General features: G+C 71.4%; 19 protein-coding genes and 1 pseudogene. 6 read left to right on the forward strand and 14 right to left on the reverse strand.

Annotated elements, in window-relative coordinates:
• Positions 1-38: 38 nt before the first annotated feature.
• Both ACFY0P_RS16035 and ACFY0P_RS16040 read left to right on the forward strand, forming a co-directional pair.
• The gene (locus ACFY0P_RS16035; protein ID WP_388912370.1) at positions 39-455 is read left to right on the forward strand and encodes a hypothetical protein; all 417 of its coding nucleotides are present in this window, start codon (positions 39-41) and stop codon (positions 453-455) included.
• 76 nt (positions 456-531) lie between these two features.
• The gene (locus ACFY0P_RS16040; protein WP_388912373.1) at positions 532-1,419 is read left to right on the forward strand and encodes a hypothetical protein; all 888 of its coding nucleotides are present in this window, start codon (positions 532-534) and stop codon (positions 1,417-1,419) included.
• A gap of 13 nt (positions 1,420-1,432) precedes the next feature.
• Here ACFY0P_RS16040 and rbsD read toward each other — a convergent pair whose 3' ends face one another.
• The 5 genes from rbsD to ACFY0P_RS16065 form a co-directional block, all read right to left on the reverse strand.
• Positions 1,433-1,822 carry a D-ribose pyranase gene (gene rbsD / locus ACFY0P_RS16045; protein WP_388912376.1) on the reverse strand — a complete coding sequence of 130 codons (390 nt, stop codon included), beginning with the start codon at positions 1,820-1,822 and terminating at the stop codon, positions 1,433-1,435.
• Positions 1,819-2,721: a ribokinase gene (locus ACFY0P_RS16050; RefSeq protein ID WP_388912379.1), complete on the reverse strand. Its 903-nt coding sequence runs from the start codon at positions 2,719-2,721 to the stop codon at positions 1,819-1,821. The genes rbsD and ACFY0P_RS16050 overlap by 4 nt, the downstream gene beginning before the upstream one ends.
• 73 nt (positions 2,722-2,794) lie before the next feature.
• The gene (locus ACFY0P_RS16055) at positions 2,795-4,741 is read right to left on the reverse strand and encodes a substrate-binding domain-containing protein (protein ID WP_388912382.1); all 1,947 of its coding nucleotides are present in this window, start codon (positions 4,739-4,741) and stop codon (positions 2,795-2,797) included.
• Positions 4,731-6,254 carry a sugar ABC transporter ATP-binding protein gene (locus ACFY0P_RS16060; protein ID WP_388912385.1) on the reverse strand — a complete coding sequence of 508 codons (1,524 nt, stop codon included), beginning with the start codon at positions 6,252-6,254 and terminating at the stop codon, positions 4,731-4,733. Before ACFY0P_RS16060 ends, ACFY0P_RS16055 begins: the two co-directional genes overlap by 11 nt.
• Positions 6,251-7,294 (reverse strand): LacI family DNA-binding transcriptional regulator, encoded by a 1,044-nt coding sequence (locus ACFY0P_RS16065; RefSeq protein ID WP_388912388.1) that lies wholly within the window; start codon positions 7,292-7,294, stop codon positions 6,251-6,253. Before ACFY0P_RS16065 ends, ACFY0P_RS16060 begins: the two co-directional genes overlap by 4 nt.
• A 169-nt stretch (positions 7,295-7,463) precedes the next feature.
• Between ACFY0P_RS16065 and ACFY0P_RS16070 the strand changes: the two genes are divergently transcribed.
• On the forward strand, positions 7,464-7,658 hold the full coding sequence (locus ACFY0P_RS16070; protein ID WP_388912391.1) for a hypothetical protein: 195 nt from the start codon (positions 7,464-7,466) through the stop codon (positions 7,656-7,658).
• Here the strand turns inward: ACFY0P_RS16070 and ACFY0P_RS16075 are convergent, their stop codons facing one another.
• From ACFY0P_RS16075 to ACFY0P_RS16095, 5 genes are all read right to left on the reverse strand, one after another.
• Positions 7,659-8,432, reverse strand: coding sequence for a DUF5995 family protein (locus ACFY0P_RS16075; protein WP_388912394.1), 774 nt, complete (start codon positions 8,430-8,432; stop codon positions 7,659-7,661).
• 137 nt (positions 8,433-8,569) lie between these two features.
• On the reverse strand, positions 8,570-9,475 hold the full coding sequence (locus ACFY0P_RS16080; protein WP_388912397.1) for an MBL fold metallo-hydrolase: 906 nt from the start codon (positions 9,473-9,475) through the stop codon (positions 8,570-8,572).
• A 130-nt stretch (positions 9,476-9,605) separates the two neighbouring features.
• Positions 9,606-10,388 (reverse strand): VOC family protein, encoded by a 783-nt coding sequence (locus ACFY0P_RS16085; protein ID WP_388912400.1) that lies wholly within the window; start codon positions 10,386-10,388, stop codon positions 9,606-9,608.
• A gap of 86 nt (positions 10,389-10,474) precedes the next feature.
• On the reverse strand, positions 10,475-11,215 hold the full coding sequence (locus tag ACFY0P_RS16090; RefSeq protein ID WP_388912403.1) for a VOC family protein: 741 nt from the start codon (positions 11,213-11,215) through the stop codon (positions 10,475-10,477).
• Positions 11,216-11,354: 139 nt separating this feature from the next.
• Positions 11,355-12,188, reverse strand: coding sequence for a helix-turn-helix transcriptional regulator (locus ACFY0P_RS16095; RefSeq protein WP_388912405.1), 834 nt, complete (start codon positions 12,186-12,188; stop codon positions 11,355-11,357).
• A 102-nt stretch (positions 12,189-12,290) separates the two neighbouring features.
• On the opposite strand from ACFY0P_RS16095, the gene ACFY0P_RS16100 reads away from it, so the two are divergent.
• Positions 12,291-13,031, forward strand: a complete 741-nt coding sequence (locus tag ACFY0P_RS16100) for an SDR family oxidoreductase (RefSeq protein WP_388912407.1) — start codon at positions 12,291-12,293, stop codon at positions 13,029-13,031.
• On the opposite strand, the gene ACFY0P_RS16105 is transcribed toward ACFY0P_RS16100, so the two are convergent.
• The 3 genes and pseudogenes from ACFY0P_RS16105 to ACFY0P_RS16115 all read right to left on the reverse strand — a co-directional run bounded on the left by ACFY0P_RS16105 (position 13,025) and on the right by ACFY0P_RS16115 (position 14,479).
• Positions 13,025-13,348 carry a hypothetical protein gene (locus tag ACFY0P_RS16105; protein ID WP_388912826.1) on the reverse strand — a complete coding sequence of 108 codons (324 nt, stop codon included), beginning with the start codon at positions 13,346-13,348 and terminating at the stop codon, positions 13,025-13,027. The genes ACFY0P_RS16100 and ACFY0P_RS16105 overlap by 7 nt on opposite strands.
• A gap of 52 nt (positions 13,349-13,400) precedes the next feature.
• Positions 13,401-13,823, reverse strand: a pseudogene (locus ACFY0P_RS16110) (ATP-binding protein).
• A gap of 68 nt (positions 13,824-13,891) precedes the next feature.
• Complete coding sequence (locus ACFY0P_RS16115; protein ID WP_388912409.1) at positions 13,892-14,479, reverse strand: DUF4328 domain-containing protein; 588 nt, start codon at positions 14,477-14,479, stop codon at positions 13,892-13,894.
• Positions 14,480-14,739: 260 nt separating this feature from the next.
• Between ACFY0P_RS16115 and ACFY0P_RS16120 the strand changes: the two genes are divergently transcribed.
• Entirely contained in the window at positions 14,740-17,010 is a 2,271-nt protein-coding gene (locus ACFY0P_RS16120) for an ATP-dependent RecD-like DNA helicase (protein WP_388912411.1), read from the forward strand.
• A gap of 197 nt (positions 17,011-17,207) precedes the next feature.
• On the forward strand, positions 17,208-18,497 hold the full coding sequence (locus ACFY0P_RS16125; protein ID WP_351690840.1) for a citrate synthase: 1,290 nt from the start codon (positions 17,208-17,210) through the stop codon (positions 18,495-18,497).
• A 555-nt stretch (positions 18,498-19,052) separates the two neighbouring features.
• Here ACFY0P_RS16125 and ACFY0P_RS16130 read toward each other — a convergent pair.
• Positions 19,053-21,314: a heavy metal translocating P-type ATPase gene (locus ACFY0P_RS16130; protein ID WP_388912415.1), complete on the reverse strand. Its 2,262-nt coding sequence runs from the start codon at positions 21,312-21,314 to the stop codon at positions 19,053-19,055.
• Between the last annotated feature and the right edge of the window lie 109 nt (positions 21,315-21,423).

A 21,423-nucleotide genomic window follows, 5' to 3' on the forward strand; every position in this document is an offset into this window, starting at 1 on the left:
ACCGAGCCACTCACACCCGATCACCACAAGGGGGACCCATGAGGAAGGCCATCGCCGCGGGCGCGTTCGCGCTCGTCTCCGCCGCCGGCTGTCTGGTGTTCGCGCCCGCCGCGTCCGCGGCCCCGGACGCCTGCGTGACCAACACGCTGACGACCGGAGCCTACGAAGGCGTCGGCGACACGGCGCGCAAGTCCTCGACCAGCAGCTGCAACGACCTCAACCTGACCTACTCCGACGACTCCACGTCCACGATCGGCGACTACTACGCCGGCCGCCTCTACCACACCTCCAGCAGCTCGTGGGTGACCTGCAACAAGGGTTACGTCTGGGCCCACGACGGCAGCCACAGCGTCACCGACTCCACCTACGCGCTGTGCACCGATGTGAACGACAACACGAAGTTCACGGTGGCGAGCAAGATCGACGGTGCCGACACCGTCCACATCACGCACTGACCCGGTTCAAGAGTTCCAGGGGCGCCGCGGACCCGACCGGTCCGCGGCACCCGTCTCCACCCGTAGGCAGGACCCCATGATCCGGATGCTCCGTTCGGCCCGCCCGGCCCTCGCCGCCGCCACCCTCGCCCTGCTCGCCACCACGGTCACCGCCTGCACGACCGGCCAGGCCGCGCAGCCCGACGCCGGCCCCCGTGCGGCCACCGTGACCCCGGCCCGGCTCGGCGACACCCTGCCGGCCGACCCGGTGCGCATGGTCCTGCCCGCGACCGGCGCGGAGACCCGCTGGACGCAGGGGCTGGACGTGTTCGTACAGCAGGTGCAGCGGGCCGCGGCCGCCTCCTGCGCCCGCGACCGCGGTTTCACCCTGCCCGCCCAGCCGCCGATCGCCTTCATCCGCTACTCCGAACTCCCCGACCTGGACTTCATCGCCCGCCACGGCACCAGCGAGAGCGCCACCGTGCCCGCCCCGTCGGCGAGCCCGGCCCCGGCCCGGACCGGAGCCGCGGCCGAGGTGCACACTTGCCTCGCCCAGGGGACAGCGGCCGCCGAGGCCCTGCGCGACCGCTACGCAGGGATCCAGGGGCAGTGGTTCGGCACGCTCACCTCGCTGCGCCGCGACCCCGCCACCCTCCGCGCCCTGCACACCCTGCCGGACTGCTTCGCCCGCTACGGCATCAAGGTCCAAGACGAGAACGCCTACTTCGCCCTCGCCGACCAGCTGATGCAGACCGCCGACGCGAGCGGACTTCGCGTGCAGGGACGCAGGCTGGGCCAGGCCTACGCCGCCTGCATGCGCCCCGTCGAGGCGGTGCGCGAACCCGACCGCGCCAAGCTGCGCGCCCGTTTCCTCGCGTCCCCCGGACACGCCGCTGCCGTCCGCGCGCTGCGTACCACACTCGTCCCGGCCCTGCGCGCCGCCGAGAAGCGGTACGGCGTGCCCCTGGTGTTCCCGGAGCCGTAGCGCCGTACCGGCCCTAGAAGAACACCCCGCACCGCAGCAGCACGTTCGCGTACGGCCGGGCCTCCCCGGTCCGTACGACCAGATGCGCCTGAGCCGACAGCTCCTTCAGCCGCTCGTGCGGGACCAGGGCCAGGTCGGGGAAGTGCCCGTCCAGCAGCGCGGCGGCGGCCGGATTGGCCGCGCGTATCTCGGCCGCCGCCGTCGCGCCCTCCACGACCAGTTCCGCCAGCAGCCCCTCCAGCACCTCCGCGAAGGACGGCACCCCGGCCCGGAAGGCCAGGTCCACCACCCGTGGCCCCTTCGGTATCGGCATCCCGGCGTCGCACACCAGCACCCCGTGCCCGTGCCCCAACTCAGCCAGCGCACCGGCGAGATGACGGTTGAGGATCCCCGCCCGCCTCACAGCGCGTCGACCTCCGCCGCCGTCGGGTACGACTCCTGCGCACCCCGCTTCGTCACCGCCGCCGCCCCGACCCGTGCCGCGTACGCCGCCGCCTCCGCGAGCGACGCGCCCGCCCCGAGCCGTACCGCGAGGGCCGCCGTGAACGCGTCCCCGGCACCCGTGGTGTCCACCGCGTCCACCTTCACGGACGGCACCGACCCGACGCCGTGCCCGTCGGCCACCAGCGCACCCTCCGCGCCGAGCGTCACGACCACCGACTTCGGGCCCTTGGCGAGCAGGAGCCGCGCCCAGTCGGCCGGTTCCTCGCTCACGCACGCCTCGCCGAGGATCACCCGCGCCTCGTGCTCGTTCACGATCAGCGGGTCGCAGGCCGCGAGGACCTCGCCCGGAAGGGGCCGCGGCGGGGACGGGTTGAGGACGAACCGGCTGCCGGGGGCGAGGTTCCGTACGACCTCCACGACCGTCTCCAGCGGGATCTCCAGCTGCGTGGAGACCGCCCGGGAGGCGTGGAAGAGGCTGACCGCGGCCCGCACGTCCGCCGGCGTGAGACGGCCGTTCGCGCCCGGCGACACCACGATGCTGTTGTCGCCGGAGGGATCCACGGTGATGAGGGCGACCCCGGTCGGCGCCCCGCCCACCAGCACGCCCACCGTGTCCACACCGGCCGCCCGCTGCGAGTCCAGCAGCAGCCTGCCGTGCGCGTCGTCGCCGACCCGGGCCAGCAGGGCGGTACGGGCACCGAGCCGGGCGGCCGCGACCGCCTGGTTGGCGCCCTTGCCGCCGGGGTGCGTGGCGAGATCGCCGCCGAGCACGGTCTCGCCCGCCTCCGGACGCCGCTCGACACCGATCACCAGGTCGGCGTTGGCCGATCCCACGACCAGGAGGTCGTAGTCGTACATCAGATGACTCCCTAAGCAAATGGGTCGAGGCGGCCGGGCCTCCATTCAAGCGCCCGGCCGCCTCCCTGGTGTCTCAGCCCGTGAAACCGGCCACGTTGTCCTTCGTGACCACCTTCACCGGGACCTTGATCGCCGCCGGGATCCTCTGGTCCTTGACGGCCTTGAGGGCGTTGTCCACGGCGATCTTCCCGAGCTGGCTGGGCTGCTGGGCCACCGACGCGTACAGCGTGCCGTTCCTGACCGCGGTCAGGCCGTCCGGGGTGCCGTCGAAGCCGACCACCGAGACCGACGAACCGGCCTTCGATCCCAGCGCCTTGATCGCGCCGAGGGCCATCTCGTCGTTGGCGGCGATGACGCCCTGGACGTCCGGGTGGGCCTGGAGCAGGTTCGACATCACGTCGAGGCCCTTGGTGCGGTCGAAGTCGGCGGGCTGCTGGGCCACCACCTGGATACCGGGGTAGGCCTTGAGGCCGTCGGCGAAGCCCTGCGCCCGTTCCCGGGCGGCGGAGGTACCGGCCTGGCCCTGCAGGATCACGATCTTGCCCTGGCCGCCGAGCTTCTCGGCGATCGTCTTCGCGGCCAGCTCGCCGCCGGCGACGTTGTCGGAGGCGACCAGCGTCGCCGTCGTGGCGTTGTTGACGCCGCGGTCGACGGCGATCACCGGGATGCCGGCCTTGCCGGCGGCCTTCACGGAGTTGCTCGCCGCGTCCGAGTCGACCGGGTTGACGATGATCGCGCCGAGCCCCGAACTGGTGAAGTTCTGCAGCTGGTTGGCCTGCTGCGAGGCGTCGTTCTGGGCGTCGGTGACGGTCAGGTCCACGCCCAGCTTCTTCGCCTCGGCCTGGGCACCGGCCCGGATCTGCACGAAGAAGGGGTTGTTGAGGGTGGACAGGGACAGGCCGATCTTCGTGCTGCCCGACGACGAGCCGGTGTGGAGCAGCGAGGTCGCCGCCACCAGGGCCACGGTGACGACCGCGGCCAGCGCGTACGTCCCGGCCTGCCTGCCCTTGTCGCCCCCGGTGCCGGCGGCGAGCGGGGTGGCCCCGGCCTTGCGGCGCACGGTGTCCAGGAGGACGGCCAGCGCGATGACGACGCCGATGACGACCTGCTGCCAGAACGCGGACACGTTGAGCAGGTTGAGGCCGTTGCGCAGCACCGCGAGGATCAGCGCGCCGATCAGCGTGCCGGACGCCTTGCCGGTGCCGCCGGCCAGCGAGGCGCCGCCGATCACGACGGCCGCGATGGCGTCCAGTTCGTAGCCGTTCGCGGCCTGCGGCTGCGCGGAGGAGAGCCGGGCGGCGAGCACGATGCCGGCGACGGCCGCGAACAGCCCCGAGAGCGCGTAGATGGCGAGCTTCTGCTTGTTCACCCGAAGTCCGGAGAGCCGGGCCGCCTCCTCGTTGCCGCCGATCGCGTACATCGAGCGCCCGATGTAGGTCCGGCCGAGGACGAAGGCCGCGATCAGCCCCATGAGGACCATGACCAGCACCGGCACCGGCAGCCAGCCGCCGAGGGTGTCGCCGAGGTGCGAGACCGAGTCGGGGAAGGCGATGGGGGAGCCCCCGGAGATCACCAGCGCCAGACCGCGTCCCACCGACAGCATCGCGAGCGTCGCGATGAACGGCGGCAGCTTGCCGTACGCGATGAGGAAGCCGTTGACGAGACCGGCCGCGACGCCGGTGGCGACGGCGAGGACGACGGCCAGGAACACCGGCACCCCGTGCGACGTGGCGCTCCACGCCAGCACGGTGGCCGACAGGGCCGCCACCGAGCCGACCGACAGGTCGATGCCCGCCGCGACGATCACGAACGTCGCGCCGAAGGCGAGGATGGCCGTCACGGCCGCCTGGACGCCGACGTTGAGCAGGTTGTCGGTGGTGAGGAAGTCCCCGGACAGCGCCGACATGGCGATGACGAGAACGATCAGCGCGGTGAGCGCGCCGTTGTCGAGGAGCAGCCGGCGCACGCCGGAGACGCCACCGGCGCCCGCGTTCCCGCTCTTGAGGGTGTCAGTGGCCACGTCCGGCCTCCTTGTCGGTTGTGGTGGGGGTGCTCACGGCGAGGGACATGACGGCGTCCTGGGTGGCCTCGCCGGCGGCCAGTTCGCCCGCGATCCGCCCCTGGGCCATCACCAGCACCCGGTCGCTCATCCCGAGGACCTCCGGCAGGTCGCTGGAGATCATCAGTACGGCGGCCCCGGCGGCCGTGAGTTCGTTGATCAGCTGGTAGATCTCGACCTTGGCGCCGACGTCGATGCCGCGCGTCGGCTCGTCGAGGATCAGCACCTTGGTGTCGGCGAGCAGCCACTTGCCGATGACGACCTTCTGCTGGTTGCCGCCGGAGAGCGTCCGCACGTGCTGACCGAGCCCGGCCATCCGCACGCCCAGCTGCCCGGCGATCCGCTCGGCGGCGACATGCTGCCCCTTGAGGTCGACGATCCCGGCCCGGGTCGCCTTCCGGAGTGTCACCAGCCCGAGGTTCTCCTCGACGGAGGCGTCGAGCACCAGCCCCTGCCCCTTGCGGTCCTCCGGCACGAGCCCGATCCCGGCGGCCATGGCGGCGTTGACGTCGTACCGCCGGAGCGCCGTACCGGAGACCTTCACGGCCCCCTTGTCGTACGGATCGGCCCCGAACACGGCCCGTACGACCTCCGTACGGCCGGCGCCCACCAGGCCCGCGATCCCCACGACCTCCCCGGCGCGCACCTCGAAGCTCACGTCGTGGAAGACCCCGTCCCGGGTCAGCCCCTGGACGGAGAGCAGGGCGGCCCCCGTCTCGGTGCGCTCGCGCGGGTACTGCTGCTCGATGGACCGCCCGACCATCAGCCGTACCAGGTCCTCCTGCGGGGTGGCGGCGGGCACCTGGCCCACGCTCTTCCCGTCGCGGATGACGGTGACCCGGTCCCCGAGAGCGGCGATCTCCTCCAGATGATGCGTGATGAAGACGATCCCGACCCCGTCGGCCCGCAACTGCCGCACGATCGCGAAGAGCTTCTCCACCTCCTCCGAGGTGAGCACGGCGGTCGGCTCGTCCATGATGAGGACGCGCGCGTCCAGGCTGAGCGCCTTGGCGATCTCGACCATCTGGAGGCGGGCGATCCCGAGTTCACGGACACGCGCGCGTGGCGACACGTTCACGCCGACCCGCTTCAGCAGGACCTCGGCGTCGGCCTCCATCCGCTTGCGGTCGATCATCCCGAAGCGGCGCGGCTGCCGGCCCAGGAAGATGTTCTCGGCGACCGTGAGGTCGGGTACGAGGTTGAACTCCTGGTAGATGGTGGCGATCCCGAGCCGCTCGGAGTCCTGCGCACCATGGATGCGCACCTCCTCGCCGCCGGCCAGGATCCGCCCCGCGTCGGGGGTGTAGGCGCCGGAGAGCATCTTGATGAGGGTGCTCTTGCCGGCGCCGTTCTCACCGAGGAGTACGTGCACCTCGCCCCGGCGCAGGTCGAAGTCGACGCCGTCGAGCGCGACCACGCCGGGGAAGGACTTCCGTATGCCCTCGATGCGCAGCAACTCGTCCGGGTTGCTCACGACGTGCTCCTTTGCACAGGGGTGGGGGACTTCGGGGGGTGGGGGTCGCCGCCCTCGCCGCACGAGCGGCGGACGACGAGCCGGGCGGGGAGGGTGACGGACTGCGGGGGCCGGCCCTCGATACGGTCGACCAGCGCGCGTACCGCGGCGCGGCCCAGTTCGCGGGTCGGCTGGGCGATGGCGGTGATGGGCGGGTCGGTGTGCACGAACCAGGGGATGTCGTCGAAGGCGGCCAGTGCTATGTCACATGGCACCCGCAGTCCCCGCGCCCGCACCGCGTCCAGCGCGCCCAGCGCCATCAGGTTGTCCGTGGCGAACACGACCTCGGGCGGCTCGGGCAGGTCGAGGAACCCCTCGGTGACCCGCCGCCCGCTCTCGGCCTGGAAGTCGCCCTGGCCCATGTAGGCGTCAGGGAGGGGGACGCCGTACTCGGCGAGGGCCTCCCGGAAGGCCCGCACACGTTCGCTGCCGGTGGTGGTGGCGGCAGGCCCCGCGATGATCGCGACCCGCCGGTGCCCCAGCCCGCACAGGTGCGCGACGAGGTCGCGGATCGCGCCCCGCCCGTCCGCCCGCACCACGGGCACGTCCACCCCCGGGATCCACCGGTCGACGAAGACCATGGGCGTCCCGGCCCGCGCCGCCTCCAGCATCAGCGGCGAGCCGCCGTCGGTGGGGGAGACGAGCAGCCCGTCGATCCGCCGGTCGAGCAGCGTCCGTACGTGGTGGTCCTGCAGCTCCGGCCGTTCGTCGGCGTTGCCGATGATGACGCTGTAGCCGAGGGCGCGGGCCGCCTCCTCGACCGAGCGGGCCAGCTCGGTGAAGTAGGGGTTCATCACGTCGCTGATGACCAGGCCGAGGGTGCGGGTCTGGTCGGTGCGCAGGGAGCGGGCGACGGCGTTCGGGCGGTAGCCCAGCGCGGCGACGGCCGCCAGCACCCGCGCACGGGCGTCGTCGCTGACCGACGGGTGGTCGTTCAGGACCCGCGACACCGTGGCGACGGAGACCCCCGCCTCGGCAGCGACGTCCTTGATGCTCGCCATCGTCGCTCCACCTCCTCGTGGAATCGATTACACGGTTTCGTGTACCGAGGATTGGAATCGATTACATGCCGGTCGGGCAAGGGCCCGGAGATGGCCGAAATCCAATCGTGACCGAGGGAGAAGCGGCCGGGCCTGGCTCACGCGCGGTCTGACCTGTGGAATTCCGGGTATGACCCGGACGGAGATACGCGACGGCGCGCTGTTGCTGTTCGTCGCCGTGCTGGAGGTGGCGATGATCGCGGGCGGCGGGCTCTCCACGGCCTGGGCGCTCGGCGTCGCCGTCCCCTACCTGGTGTTCCTGCTGGCCTGGGCCCACGGCCTCGTGCGCCGCCGGCGGCTCGGGGCCGCCGACGGCGAGGACTGATCACCGGGCGGCGGCTCCCTGCATGGCGCCGTCCAGGTGCGTGATCACGGCCGGTACGTCGTCGCTCTCGGTGTGCCGGATCAGCTCCAGGGCCGGTCGCACGATGCCGCCCGGTCGCGCTATCAGCCGGGCGAGCACGGTGGCCCGGGTGTCGAGCCGTTCGACGGTGGCGGCGCGCTCCTGTTCGTTCTGGCCGGCCAGCAGGACGGCGTTGTACCAGGCCTCCTCGCGGGACTGGCGGACGCTGAAGTCGAGGATCTGCTCGTCGGTGCGGCCGCCGACCTTGTCCAGCAGCGACAGGAGGGGCGACAGGGCGTCGACGGAGTCCTGCACCGCCAGCACCACCCGCGCGAGGATGTCGTTGATCAGCAGGAAGTCGCGCCGCAGGACGTGGATGTCCTCGCCCGGGACGGTCCGTGCGGCGGCGATCGCCAGGTCGAGGTTGATGTGCGCGTTCACGCCCAGGACCAGGTGCTGGACTATGACGGTGTCGGCGTCGTCCAGCAGCCCGAACGTCTCGCGCCAGCAGCGCGGCCCGCTCCGGTCCCGGCGCCAGGCGTCGTGCGCGTCGAAGTAGCGGTTGCCGAAGAGCGTGTCGAAACGGTCCATGCGGGGGCCGTCGTCGAACTGCCCGGCGTGGATGGCGGCGCGGATCTCGACGGTCACCTGCCGGTACAGCGCGGCGAAGTACCCGATCCGGTCACCGGTGCGCTCGGCCTCCCGCACGATCCCCGCAAGTCCGTCCACGACATCGTCGATGTTCTGTGCCGCCATGCCCAACTCCCCATCGCAGTGGCCTCGTTGCAGCCCTGTCCTACCATCGCGGGCCGCGGAACGGGACCGGAAGCGACGGGCGGGTGGTCGGGTCGTCGGGCCTTCGGGTCGTCGGGTCTTCGGGGCGAGCGGGAGACTCACCAGCGCACTGCGGCGAAGTCCACCGGGCGGGGCCGGAGTTCCCGGGTGCGGGCCGCCAAGTCGCGTAGCCGTGAGGTCATTTCCTCATGGGGGAGGTGACGGCGGTCGCCATGTCCCGGCAGCAGCCACTCGAAGCGCAGCCGGTCGGCGGTCCGGGTCAGGGAGGCGGCCAGTTCGCGGATGGAGTACCAGGTGACGCTGTCGGCCACCTCGATGTCCGCCGTCGTACGCGACCAGTAGAAGCTGTCGCCGCTGAAGCAGTACCGCTCGTCGGCCAGGTAGAGCACGCTGCCCCGGGTGTGCCCGGGGAAGGGGAGAGCGAGGACGCCGTCAGAGATCTCGGCCGGTTCGGTGCCGTGCAGCACCCGGTCGGCGTCCGGGGCGGCGTCGAGGTCGCCCTCGTGGATCCAGAGCCGGGCGCCGAAGCTGTCGGCGTAGCGGCGGCCGTGCGCGGCGTGGTCGCGGTGGGTGAGGAGTACGTCGGTGACGGGCCCCGGTGCCTCGTAGCGGGCGGCGAGGGCCGGGCTCCAGCGCGGGGTGTCGACCATCATCGACGTGCCGTCGGGGCGGCGCAGGAGGTAGGAGTTGGCGCCGGCGGTGTGGGGCGAGTTGTGCCCGCACAGCAGCACGGTGTCGGTGCCGGAACCGGTGTCGTCCAAGGGCATCGGGAACGGATCCCGGGCCGGGTCCAGTCGCCCGCCCGGTGGCCGGACGGACCGGGTGGGGCAGGCGTGCGCCGCTGCGTGCAACCGCGCCGCCTCCGCCGTGTCGCGCGGCTGGCGCAGGACGGCCGAGCGTCCCGCCACCTCCCCGACGAGCCCCGGGGCGAGCTGCCGCGCCACATCGCAGTTCGTGCAGCGCCCGTCCACCCGCCAGCCGTGCCCGACCTGTTCGGTTCCCATGCTCGGTCCCCTCCCGTTCCCGTACCGCCGGTCTCCTCAGGGGTATCCCGGGCGGTCCGGAAAGCGGAAGGGGGTCAGGGACTGGCGCCTGCGGCAGGGGGCTGCTCTGCCGGAGGTGTCTCGCGGTGGCTCACATCTCCTTCGGCTTGAACACCGCGAAGGTCGCGCCCTGCGGGTCGGCGACCACGGACATGCGGCCGGCCATCATCTCGAACGGCGGTGCGAACACCGTGCCGTTGCGCTTGACCAGGGCGTCCACGGTGGAGTCGACGTCGTCGACCGCGAAGTAGGTGAGCCAGTGCGGCGGGACGCCGGGGCGGTCGTCGCCGAGCTGGGCGGCGCCGCCGACGCCCCGGCCGCCGACGTTCAGCGACCAGTAGGTCCCGTCGGCGCCCTCCATCGGCTGGATCTCGATCCCGAAGGACTCGCCGTAGAAGCCGGTGGCGGCGGGTACGTCGCTGGTGTTCAGCTCGTTCCAGATCAGCGCGCCAGGCTCGTTGACGATCCCCGCGCCGTGGAAGTCGCCCGGCTGCCACACCCCGAACACCGCGCCCTGCGGGTCGGCGGCGATCAGCATCCGGCCGATGTCGCCGACGTCCATCACGGGGGCGATCAGCGTGCCGCCCGCGGAGACGATCGCGTCCTGGGTGGCCTGCGCGTCGGTGCTGGCCAGGTAGGTGGTCCAGACGGTCGGCGGCTCCGGCTGCCCCTCGGGTGCCATGGCCGAGCCGATGCCGGCCACCGGCTTGCCGTGCAGGGTGCAGACCGCGTACCCGCCGAAGTCGGCCCCGCCGACCTCGCCCTGCCAGCCGAACAGGTCACGGTAGAAGTCCAGCGCGGCCTGTTGGTCCTGCGCCATCAGATCAACCCAGCACGGGGTGCCGGTCGGGTACGGAGTGGTGATTTCGGGCATCTGCAGCTCTCCCTGCGCGCGAAAAAGTTCCCCGCCGCCCACCATCGCCGTATCGGCGATTTCCCGCCACCGGAACGGCCGGGGTTTTACGCTCGGCTCACCTGCGCACGGAGTCTCCGCACGCGGAACTCGTTGCCGTCGGGGTCGAGCATCAGGGCGTGGGCGCCGTCACCCTCGCCGCTGTCCGTGCGCATGGCGCCCAGCGAGACCAGGCGGCCGACCTCCGCCTCCCAGTCGGCACCGGCGGGAACCCTCAGCTCGAAGTACAGCCTGTTCGGACCCGCCTTCGGCGCCACCGGCGGACCACCCCACGTGATCTTCGTGCCGCCGTCGGGAGACTGGATCGCGGTCTCCTGGTCCTGGTCCCACACCAGCGGCCACCGCAGCGCCTCGCTCCAGAAGTAGCCGACCTCCTGCGTGCCGTCGCAGGCCAGCGCTCCGATGAAGCCGGTGCCGGCGAGGAACGCGTTGCCCGCCTCGATGACGCAGAACTCGTTGCCGTCCGGATCGGCGAGCACGACATGCCCCTCGTCCGGGAGCTGCCCCACGTCGATGTGTCTCCCGCCGAGCGCCAGCGCCCTCGCCACCGTCCGCCGTTGCTCCTCCGGGGAGGCGCTCGTCAGGTCGAAGTGCGCCCGGTTCTGCCCGGTCTTCGGCTCCTGGCCCGGCAGGAAGCGGATGCGGAATCCGGCGGCGTCAGGGGGCCGGATCGCCACGCCGTCGTCCGGACCGACGGCGGGCTCCCAGCCCAGGACCCCGGACCAGAACCGCGCCAGGTCCGACGGCCGGGTGGCGTTGAAGCAGATCGCGTACAGCTGACTGGTCATGCCCTGCGCATCTCCGATCCACCGAGTTCCACGCGGCCCCTCGCCTCACCCGCGGGCGCAGCCTAGGGCGGCCGCGCGTCGCCCGCATCCGGGTTTCTCGCCGAGTGGGCTCGGCGGTCGGCGGGGCGTGCCGGGGCTGCTACCCGGCGGTCTGGTTCGAGGTCGCGTGCAGCGAGCCCAGCAGGGCCAGGGCCTGGGCGCTGGGACTGCCCGGTTCGGCCTGGTAGACGACCAGTTGCTGGCCGGGAGCGTCGCGTACGTCGAAGGCCTGGTACGTGAGGGTCAGGGGGCCGACGTCGGGGTGGAGCAGGTGCTTGGTGTCCTGGGTCTTGCCGTGCACGGCGTGGGTGTCCCAGAGGTGGGCGAAGTCCGCGCTGTGCTCGGTGAGGGTGTGGACGAGAGCGCGCAGCCGCGGGTCGTCGGGGCCGAGACCGGCGGCCTGGCGCAGGTGGCCCACGGTGGTCCGCGCCGTGTCGCTCCACCGGGTGTAGAACTGCCGCCCCGCGGGGTCGAGGAAGACCATGCGAGCCAGGTTGTCCGCCTGCTCGAAGGGTGAGTGCAGGGCGTCGGCCAGGGCGTTGCCCGCCAGGACGTCCAGGGTCCGGTTGACGACGAACGCCGGGGCGCCGGGGTAGCCGTCCATCAGCCGGCGAAGGGCGGGGCTGACCCGGTCCGCGGGGTGGCTGAACCGATTGCCCGGCACCGTCCCGGCCAGCTGGTGCAGGTGCGTCCGGGCGTCGGGGGCCAGCCGCAGGGCGTGGCCGAGTGCGTCGACGACGGAGGCCGAGGGGTGGCGTTCGCGGCCCTGTTCCAGGCGGGTGTAGTAGTCCACGTTCACCCCGGCCAGCACCGCGACCTCCTCACGGCGCAGCCCAGCGACCCGGCGCACGCCGTGGCTCGCCATGCCGACGTCCTGCGGCCGCAGGGCCGCCCTGCGTGCGCGCAGGAACTCTCCCAGGTGGTTGTCGGTCATGCCGTCAGGCTAGGCCGCCGGTGCGGGGTGCTGCCTGGGTGTGCCGCACCCAGGCAGCACGCGCCCTGGCCGGCCGTCTTTGACCTGCGCAGACTCGGTGGCATGACAACGACAGACGCAGCCAAGGCCGTGGCGGTCACCGGAGCGAGCAGCGGGATCGGCGAGGCGACGGCCCGCCGGCTCGCCGCCGACGGCCACCGCCTGCTCCTCGGAGCGCGCCGCACCGACCGTCTCGAAACACTGGCCAAGGAGATCACCGCCGCGGGCGGCACCGCGGCCTTCCAGCGACTGGACGTCACGGACGCCGCCGACGTCCGGTCCTTCGTCTCCGCCGCCCGCGAGCGCTACGGCCGCCTGGACGTGGTCGTCAACAACGCCGGTGTCATGCCCCTCTCGCCGCTGGCGGCGCTGAGGACCGACGAGTGGGACCGGATGATCGACGTCAACCTGCGGGGCGTCCTGCACGGCATCGCCGCCGCCCTGCCCGTGATGCAGGCCCAGGGCGGCGGGCACTTCGTGAACGTCGCCTCCGTCGGGGCGTACGAGGTCTCACCCACCGCCGCGGTTTACTGCGCCACCAAGTTCGCAGTCCGCGCGATCTCCGAAGGCCTGCGACAGGAGTCCTCCGGTGACATCCGGGTCACCCTCGTCTCCCCGGGCGTGACCGAGTCCGAACTCGCCGACACGATCTCCGATCCCGCCGCCCGCGAGGCCATGAAGGCCTACCGTGCCGTGGCACTCCCGGCCTCCGCCATCGCGGACGCCATCGCCTACGCCGTCAACCAGCCCTCGCAGGTCGACGTCAACGAGATCGTGGTCCGTCCCGCCGCGAGCGCTCAGTAGTCCAGAGCGGTCCCGTCGACGAAGCGAAGCAGCACCGCGGCCTCCGCGCGGAGCCGCTCGGCCCGGTCGGCGTACGCGGGGGCGGTCAACTGCGCCGCCGCCTCCAGCCGTTCGGCAGCCTCCGCCCGTACGACACGCACCACATCGTGCTCGCTCAGCTCCCGCCGCGCCGCCTCGGTGGCACCGGCCCCGACGGGCGACGCCTCCAGGGCCAGGCCGCGCAGCTCCGTCTCGTCCACGGACACCGCCTCTGCGTTGTCCAGAGCCGCGAGCGTCGCGCGCAGGGCGCTCACCGCGGCCTTGTCACGGGCCCGCATCGCTTCGGGCAGTGCCTGACGCATACGGAGACGTATAGACATGCCGGTGACCCTATGCGGATCCGGGTGCCTGCGCCGCGGCCACCTCGCACCACACGTACTTCCCCCCGATTGCCGAACCTCGACAGCGGCTGCCGGCCCCACAGATCCGAACAGACCCGCACCAGCGCCGGCCCCCGCCCCTCCTCCACCACCCCGAGCCGCTCCAACGGCCCCGGCGGCTCGGGCGGTTCGGGGTCCGCATCCCCTGCCCCGATCCGCAGGGTGCCGGGCGGCGACCATCGGATACGGAGGGCGGCGGGGCCTTTCGTGTGCTGTACGGCGTTGGAGACCAGCTCGGTGGCGAGAGTTCGGCGACGTCGAGGAAGGGGGCCGGCCCGTGCGCCGTGAGAACCAGTCTCAGCGTGGGCCGCCCGACGGTGACGGCACGGAGGTCGTTGGGGATGGTGAGCGTGTACTCCCAGGCTTCGGGCATGCGTCATCAACTCCGGTGGTGGTGGCGTACCTTCCCGGCGGGAGCCTTCGCCGCGTTCGTTGCGGAGATCAAGTCTGCGGAGTCGCCGGGACGGTAGGCGCCGCGCCCTGCAGCGCCGTGACCCGCTCGATGACCAGCGCCGCCAGCACGGCCGCCGCGAGCATGAGGGCCTCCGTCAGCACGAGGCAGGGCAGCGAGCCGGGGGCCACCCGGCTTGCGGCCGTGAGCAGCAGCGCGTGTGCGACCCAGGCGCCCCACCACAGATTCACCAGCGTTGTCTCCCGCTGCCCCCAGGACGCGGAGCCGGCGCGCCCGATGTCGAGCACGACCCGGCGCGGGGCGAAGAGGTTGACCACCGGTATGAACCAGGCGCCGATCAGCCAGCCCCGGCTCGGGACCGCGGCCTCCGGGGACAGCGCCTGGGCGTTGCGCCGGGAGCGGGCGAGCCACACGAGGAACAGGACGGTCGCGAGCGTCATCAGATACACGAAGATCATGGAGATGAGGCCGGACCTGTTCAGGGACGCGGCCGTGTGGTGCAGGTTGTGGTCCCGGACGGCCACCCCGCGGAACATGTCCGCCACGGCCGCCGCAGCTATGAGTGCCTGCGCGGAGCGGGCGAGGAACCGGGGAGTCGTGCGGGCGGCGCTCGTCATCGTCTTCGGCCTGTCTCGGAGGGTCTGCGTCGCCGCGACGGACGCCGGGGCGGAGTGATCATAGGGCCCTGTCGAGTCCGGACGTCAGGAGGTCGGCGGCCGGAACGGAGCAGGCCGGTCGGGATCGGGGGGCGGAACCATGCCGGGGCACACCGCCCGGCATCATGACACGTGGCGCCGCCGGGGAGGTTGCACCCTCGCGACGCCCTGAAATCCACACCCCGTCCCCGGCTGTCAGTCCTCGCCAGTACCGTCGGACCATGGCTGACCAGGCGGGGACCCCCACAGGCGAACGACGGCTCGCCACCGTCGAAGGCGTGCTCGAACGCATCACGTACGCGAACGAGGAGAACGGGTACACGGTCGCCCGCGTCGACACGGGAAGAGGCGCCGGCGATCTGCTCACCGTCGTCGGCGCGCTGCTCGGCGCCCAGGTGGGGGAGTCGCTGCGGATGGAGGGCCGCTGGGGCTCGCACCCCCAGTACGGCAAGCAGTTCACCGTCGAGAACTACACGACCGTGCTGCCCGCCACCGTGCAGGGGATACGGCGTTATCTCGGCTCGGGGCTGGTCAAGGGCATCGGGCCGGTGTTCGCCGACCGGATCACCCAGCATTTCGGGGTGGACACCCTCCGGATCATCGAGGAGGAGCCGAAGCGGCTCGTCGAGGTGCCGGGACTGGGGCCGAAGCGGACGAAGAAGATCGCCGACGCCTGGGAGGAGCAGAAGGCGATCAAGGAGGTGATGCTCTTCCTCCAGACCGTCGAGGTGTCGACGTCTATCGCCGTACGGATCTACAAGAAGTACGGGGACGCGTCGATCTCCGTCGTGAAGAACCAGCCGTACCGGCTCGCCGCCGACGTCTGGGGCATCGGGTTCCTGACCGCCGACAAGATCGCCCAGTCGGTGGGGATTCCGCACGACAGCCCGGAGCGGGTCAAGGCCGGGCTGCAGTACGCGCTGTCCCAGTCCGCCGACCAGGGGCACTGCTACCTCCCCGAGGAGCGGCTCATCGCGGACGCCGTGAAACTCCTCCAGGTCGACACCGGCCTTGTCATCGAGTGCCTCGCCGAGCTGGCGGCGCCGGCCGAGGACGGGGAGGACCCGGGCGTCGTACGGGAGAAGCTCCCCGGCCCGGCCCCGGACGCCGAACCCGTCACCGCCGTCTACCTCGTCCCCTTCCACCGGGCCGAAGTCGCCCTCGCCTCCCAGCTGCTGCGCCTGCTGCGCACCGACGACGACCGGATGCCGTCGTTCCAGGACGTCGCGTGGGACAAGGCGCTCGCCTGGCTGAAGGACCGTACCGGCGTCGATCTCGCCCCCGAGCAGGAGGCCGCCGTCCGGCTGGCGCTGACGGAGAAGGTCGCGGTGCTGACCGGCGGGCCCGGCTGCGGCAAGTCGTTCACCGTCAGGTCGATCGTGGAGCTGGCGCGGGCGAAGAAGGCGAAGGTGGTGCTCGCCGCTCCCACCGGGCGGGCGGCCAAGCGGCTCGCCGAGCTGACCGGGGCCGAGGCGTCGACCGTGCACCGGCTCCTTGAGCTGAAGCCGGGTGGCGATGCGGCGTACGACCGGGACCGCCCGCTCGACGCCGACCTGGTGGTGGTGGACGAGGCCTCGATGCTCGATCTGCTCCTCGCCAACAAGCTGGTCAAAGCCGTGCCGCCCGGTGCGCATCTCCTCTTCGTCGGCGACGTCGACCAGCTGCCCAGTGTCGGGGCGGGGGAGGTGCTGCGGGACCTGCTCGCCGACGGCAGTCCGATCCCCGCCGTCCGGCTCACCCAGGTCTTCCGGCAGGCCCAGCAGTCGGGGGTGGTGACCAACGCGCACCGGATCAACGCGGGACAGCACCCCGTCACCGACGGCATGAAGGACTTCTTCCTCTTCGTGGAGGACGAGACGGAGGAGGCCGGCAAACTCGCCGTGGACGTCGCCGCCCGGCGTATTCCGGCCAAGTTCGGCCTCGATCCGCGGCGCGACGTACAGGTGCTTGCCCCCATGCACCGGGGACCGGCCGGCGCGGGCGTGCTCAACGGCCTGTTGCAGCAGGTGATCACCCCGGCCCGCCCCGAGCTGCCCGAAAAGCGGTTCGGCGGGCGGGTGTTCAGGGTCGGCGACAAGGTCACCCAGATCCGCAACAACTACGAGAAGGGCGAGAACGGCGTCTTCAACGGCACCGTGGGCGTGGTCACGTCGCTCGACCCGGTCGACCAGCGCCTCACGGTGCTGACGGACGAGGATGAAGAGGTGCCGTACGAATTCGACGAACTGGACGAACTGGCCCATGCCTATGCGGTGACCATTCACCGTTCACAGGGGAGTGAATATCCCGCGGTGGTGATCCCGGTCACCACCGGAGCCTGGATGATGCTCCAGCGGAACCTGCTCTACACGGCGGTCACCCGGGCCAGGAAGCTGGTCGTCCTCGTCGGTTCGCGCAAGGCGATCGGCCAGGCGGTGCGCACGGTCTCGGCAGGCCGGCGCTGTACGGCACTGGACTTCCGGCTCGCACGGAGCGACCTCCGGGAAAAATGATCGATCAAATGAGTCGTGAAGGTCACAGAGCTCTTCCAGATGGGGAAACAAGGGGGCAGGATGAGCAGGTTGGCGGCACTGAGTGCCGCCGATAGGCCCAACGGTCGACCCCGAGTGCACTCTCCTGAGCCAAATGGGGGATGGTAGAGACAGTCAGGGCACCTCGAAGATGAGGCACTACGTCGGTGAGGGAAGACGTGAGCGACAACTCTGTAGTACTGCGGTACGGCGACGGCGAGTACACCTACCCGGTGGTCGACAGCACCGTCGGCGACAAGGGCTTCGACATCGGGAAGCTCCGCGCCCAGACCGGTCTCGTGACCCTGGACAGCGGCTACGGCAACACCGCTGCCTATAAATCCGCCATCACCTACCTCGACGGTGAGGCGGGCATCCTCCGCTACCGCGGCTACCCGATCGAGCAGCTGGCGGAGCGCTCCACCTTCCTGGAGGTGGCCTACCTGCTGATCAACGGTGAGCTGCCGACCGTGGACGAGCTCACCACGTTCAAGAACGAGATCACGCGGCACACCCTGCTGCACGAGGACGTCAAGAACTTCTACCGGGGCTTCCCGCGTGACGCCCACCCGATGGCCATGCTGTCGTCGGTGGTCTCCGCGCTGTCCACCTTCTACCAGGACAGCCACAACCCGTTCGACGCGAAGCAGCGCGACCTCTCCACCATCCGCCTGCTCGCCAAGCTTCCGACGATCGCCGCGTACGCGTACAAGAAGTCGGTCGGCCACCCGTTCGTCTACCCGCGCAACGACCTCTCCTACGTGGAGAACTTCCTGCGCATGACGTTCTCGGTGCCGGCGCAGGACTACGAGCTGGACCCGGTCGTCGTCTCGGCCCTGGACAAGCTGCTGATCCTGCACGCGGACCACGAGCAGAACTGTTCGACGTCGACGGTCCGTCTGGTCGGCTCGTCGCAGGCGAACATGTTCGCGTCGATCTCCGCCGGTATCTCCGCGCTGTGGGGCCCGCTGCACGGTGGCGCCAACCAGTCCGTGCTGGAGATGCTGGAGGGCATCCAGGCCAACGGCGGCGACGTCGACTCCTTCATCCGCAAGGTGAAGAACAAGGAGGACGGCGTCCGCCTGATGGGCTTCGGCCACCGGGTCTACAAGTCCTTCGACCCGCGCGCCAAGATCATCAAGTCGGCCGCGCACGACGTCCTCTCCGCTCTCGGCAAGTCCGACGAGCTGCTGGACATCGCGCTGAAGCTGGAGGAGCACGCGCTCTCCGACGACTACTTCGTCTCGCGCAACCTCTACCCGAACGTGGACTTCTACACCGGCCTGATCTACCGCGCCATGGGCTTCCCGACCGAGATGTTCACGGTCCTGTTCGCCCTCGGCCGGCTGCCCGGCTGGATCGCCCAGTGGCAGGAAATGATCAAGGAGCCGGGCTCCCGCATCGGCCGCCCGCGCCAGATCTACACGGGCGTCGTCGAGCGTGACTTCGTGCCGGTCGAGGAGCGCTGAACGCGCTAGCGGCCATACGGGCATAGCAGAAGGCGCCCTGGAGCGCCGGTCCCCCCACGGGCCGGCGACCAGGGCGCCTTCCCGTGTCCCGGTGCGGATTCCCCCCACGGGATCCGGCCGGGCGCTCGGTACGGCAGCGCCTGAATCGCTGCTTTGAGCACAACGAGCAGAGCTCGCCGTACTGCATCCAGTGATGCGGTGCGATCTGCCGGGACCCGTACGACGCGGGAGGGCCGCTCAAAGCTTCCCGCCGTACGTGCCCCGGCAACGCATCTCTGAGGAAGTCCCCCAAGACATCCCCAGATGCCAGGTCAGCGCCCCCCAAGACGCTTCTCTGCCATCGCCAACTTAGACCTTCGAACCCCTTCGATGGTTACGTTCACATCACTGTGATCTGCGTCTCTTGCATCTGTCCGATAGATACGCAAGAGCCCCGATATGTTGATCGGAGCTCAAGCGTAAGGATGATGCGCGAGCCTTGTGAAGAGCTTATGTGAGGTGCGCGTTGGACTCTAGGGGGACTCTTACATCCACTGCCGCGAACCGCCGGTAACTTCAGCGGAAGGTGCGCAGCCGCAGGCTGTTGGTCACCACGAAGACCGACGAGAAGGCCATCGCGGCACCCGCGATCATCGGGTTGAGGAGTCCGGCGGCGGCCAGCGGGAGCGCGGCGACGTTGTAGCCGAAGGCCCACACGAGGTTGCCCTTGATGGTGGCGAGGGTCCGCCGGGACAGCCGGATCGCGTCCGCGGCCACCCGCAGATCCCCGCGCACCAGGGTCAGGTCGCCGGCCTCGATCGCCGCGTCCGTCCCGGTGCCCATCGCCAGACCGAGGTCCGCGGTGGCCAGCGCCGCCGCGTCGTTGACGCCGTCGCCGACCATGGCGACCGTCCGCCCCTCGCGCTGCAGCCGTCGTACGACCTCCACCTTGTCCTCGGGCAGCACCTCGGCGACGACCTCGGCGATCCCGACCGCCTGCGCGACCGACTCGGCCACCGCCCGGTTGTCCCCGGTCAGCAGCACCGGCGTCAGCCCGAGCGCGCGCAGCTCGCGGACCGCCTCGGCGCTGGTCTCCTTGACCGAATCGGCGACGGCGAGGACACCCCGGGCCTGCCCGTCCCATCCGGCGAGGACGGCCGTACGCCCCTCCTGCTCGGCCCGGGAACGGGCCAGGGCCAACTCCTCCGGCACCACGTCGAAGAGGCGCCCCACGGCCACCTCGCGGCCCTCCACGCGCCCTCGGACGCCCCGTCCGGGGACGTTCTCGAAGCGCTCGACCGCGGGCAGCGCCCCTGCTTGCTCGGCCGCCGCCGCGGCGATCGCCCTGGCGACCGGATGCTCGGAGGCGTGTTCGAGGGCACCCGCGAGCCGCAGCACCTCGTCCTTGTCGGCGCCCTCGGCGACGTCCACCCCCTGGAGACTCATCCGCCCGGTGGTCACCGTCCCGGTCTTGTCGAGGACGACCGTGTCGACCCGGCGCGTGGACTCCAGCACCTCAGGGCCCTTGATGAGGATGCCGAGCTGCGCACCGCGCCCGGTGCCGACCATCAGCGCGGTCGGCGTGGCCAGGCCCAGGGCGCACGGGCAGGCGATGATCAGGACCGCGACGGCGGCCGTGAACGCGGCGGCCGTGTCCCCGGTGACGCCCAGCCAGACCCCGAAGGTGCCGAGCGCGATCAGCATGACGACCGGGACGAAGACGGCGGAGATCCGGTCGGCGAGGCGCTGCACCTCGGCCTTGCCGTTCTGCGCGTCCTCCACCAGCCTCGCCATCCGCGCGAGCTGCGTGTCGGCGCCGACCCGGGTCGCCTCGACCACCAGCCGGCCGCCCGCGTTGACGGTCGCGCCCGTGACGGCGTCGCCGACGGTCACGTCCACCGGCACGGACTCGCCGGTCAGCATCGACGCGTCCACCGCGGACGCGCCTTCCACCACCGTCCCGTCGGTGGCGACCTTCTCCCCGGGCCGTACGACGAACCGGTCACCGACCGCCAGCGACGCCACCGGAACCCGTACCTCACGCCCGCCGCGCAGCACCGCCACGTCCCTGGCGCCCAGCTCCATCAGCGCCCGCAGGGCCGCTCCCGCGCGCCGCTTGGAGCGCGCCTCCAGGTACCGGCCGAGCAGGATCAGCGCGACGACCCCGGAGGCGACCTCCAGGTAGATCGTGGACGCGCTGTCCATCCGGGAGACGGTGAGCCGGAACTCGTCGTGCATGCCCGGCATGCCCGCGTCGCCGAAGAACAGTGCCCACAGCGACCAGCCGAACGCGGCCAGCGTGCCGACCGAGACCAGGGTGTCCATGGTGGCGGCGCCGTGCCGGGCGTTGGTCCAGGCGGCCCGGTGGAACTGCGCGCCGCCCCAGACGACCACCGGGGCGGCGAGCGTCAGCGACAGCCACTGCCAGTTGTCGAACTGCAGCGCCGGGACCATCGCGAGCAGCACGACCGGGGCGGCGAGCAGCGCGGAGACCAGGAGGCGGTGGCGCAGGGCGGCGAGTCCGGGATCCCGCTCGGCCTCGGCCTCCGGTTCCGGATCCGGCTCCGGGGGCGCGGGCTCCTCGGCGGTGTACCCGGTCTTCACCACCGTGGCGATCAGATCGGCGACCTGAACCCCCTGGGGGTATGTGACCTTCGCCTTCTCGGTCGCGTAGTTCACGGTGGCCGTGACGCCGTCCATGCGGTTGAGCTTCTTCTCGACCCGGGCGGCGCAGGAGGCGCAGGTCATGCCGCCGATGAGCAGCTCGACCTCGGCCGCGTCGGCGGGCGGCGGGGCTATGGGTGTCTGTGCGGTGCTGGTGGTGGTGCTGGTCGTCATGTCCGGACTCCAGACAACGGACCGGACCGTACGGAGCCAGTATCAGCTGGTCGGCACGGCCCGGCGGAGAGATACGTTTCCGTCGTACGTTTACTGCGCGTGGTGCCTG

This window comes from Streptomyces sp. NPDC001714 (assembly GCF_042892755.1).
Taxonomy (GTDB): Bacteria; Actinomycetota; Actinomycetes; order Streptomycetales; family Streptomycetaceae; genus Streptomyces.

What these genes read in the sequence shown, in the direction of transcription:
- ACFY0P_RS16050 (WP_388912379.1), bottom strand. Translation starts at nt 2,721, where the DNA reads ATGTACGACTACGACCTCCTGGTCGTGGGATCGGCCAACGCCGACCTG.
- ACFY0P_RS16090 (WP_388912403.1), bottom strand. Translation starts at nt 11,215, where the DNA reads ATGACCAGTCAGCTGTACGCGATCTGCTTCAACGCCACCCGGCCGTCG.
- ACFY0P_RS16115 (WP_388912409.1), bottom strand. Translation starts at nt 14,479, where the DNA reads ATGACGAGCGCCGCCCGCACGACTCCCCGGTTCCTCGCCCGCTCCGCG.
- ACFY0P_RS16075 (WP_388912394.1), bottom strand. Translation starts at nt 8,432, where the DNA reads ATGGCGGCACAGAACATCGACGATGTCGTGGACGGACTTGCGGGGATC.
- ACFY0P_RS16040 (WP_388912373.1), top strand. Translation starts at nt 532, where the DNA reads ATGATCCGGATGCTCCGTTCGGCCCGCCCGGCCCTCGCCGCCGCCACC.
- ACFY0P_RS16130 (WP_388912415.1), bottom strand. Translation starts at nt 21,314, where the DNA reads ATGACGACCAGCACCACCACCAGCACCGCACAGACACCCATAGCCCCG.
- ACFY0P_RS16105 (WP_388912826.1), bottom strand. Translation starts at nt 13,348, where the DNA reads ATGCGGGCCCGTGACAAGGCCGCGGTGAGCGCCCTGCGCGCGACGCTC.
- ACFY0P_RS16035 (WP_388912370.1), top strand. Translation starts at nt 39, where the DNA reads ATGAGGAAGGCCATCGCCGCGGGCGCGTTCGCGCTCGTCTCCGCCGCC.
- ACFY0P_RS16120 (WP_388912411.1), top strand. Translation starts at nt 14,740, where the DNA reads ATGGCTGACCAGGCGGGGACCCCCACAGGCGAACGACGGCTCGCCACC.
- ACFY0P_RS16080 (WP_388912397.1), bottom strand. Translation starts at nt 9,475, where the DNA reads ATGGGAACCGAACAGGTCGGGCACGGCTGGCGGGTGGACGGGCGCTGC.
- ACFY0P_RS16100 (WP_388912407.1), top strand. Translation starts at nt 12,291, where the DNA reads ATGACAACGACAGACGCAGCCAAGGCCGTGGCGGTCACCGGAGCGAGC.
- ACFY0P_RS16070 (WP_388912391.1), top strand. Translation starts at nt 7,464, where the DNA reads ATGACCCGGACGGAGATACGCGACGGCGCGCTGTTGCTGTTCGTCGCC.
- ACFY0P_RS16065 (WP_388912388.1), bottom strand. Translation starts at nt 7,294, where the DNA reads ATGGCGAGCATCAAGGACGTCGCTGCCGAGGCGGGGGTCTCCGTCGCC.
- ACFY0P_RS16085 (WP_388912400.1), bottom strand. Translation starts at nt 10,388, where the DNA reads ATGCCCGAAATCACCACTCCGTACCCGACCGGCACCCCGTGCTGGGTT.
- ACFY0P_RS16095 (WP_388912405.1), bottom strand. Translation starts at nt 12,188, where the DNA reads ATGACCGACAACCACCTGGGAGAGTTCCTGCGCGCACGCAGGGCGGCC.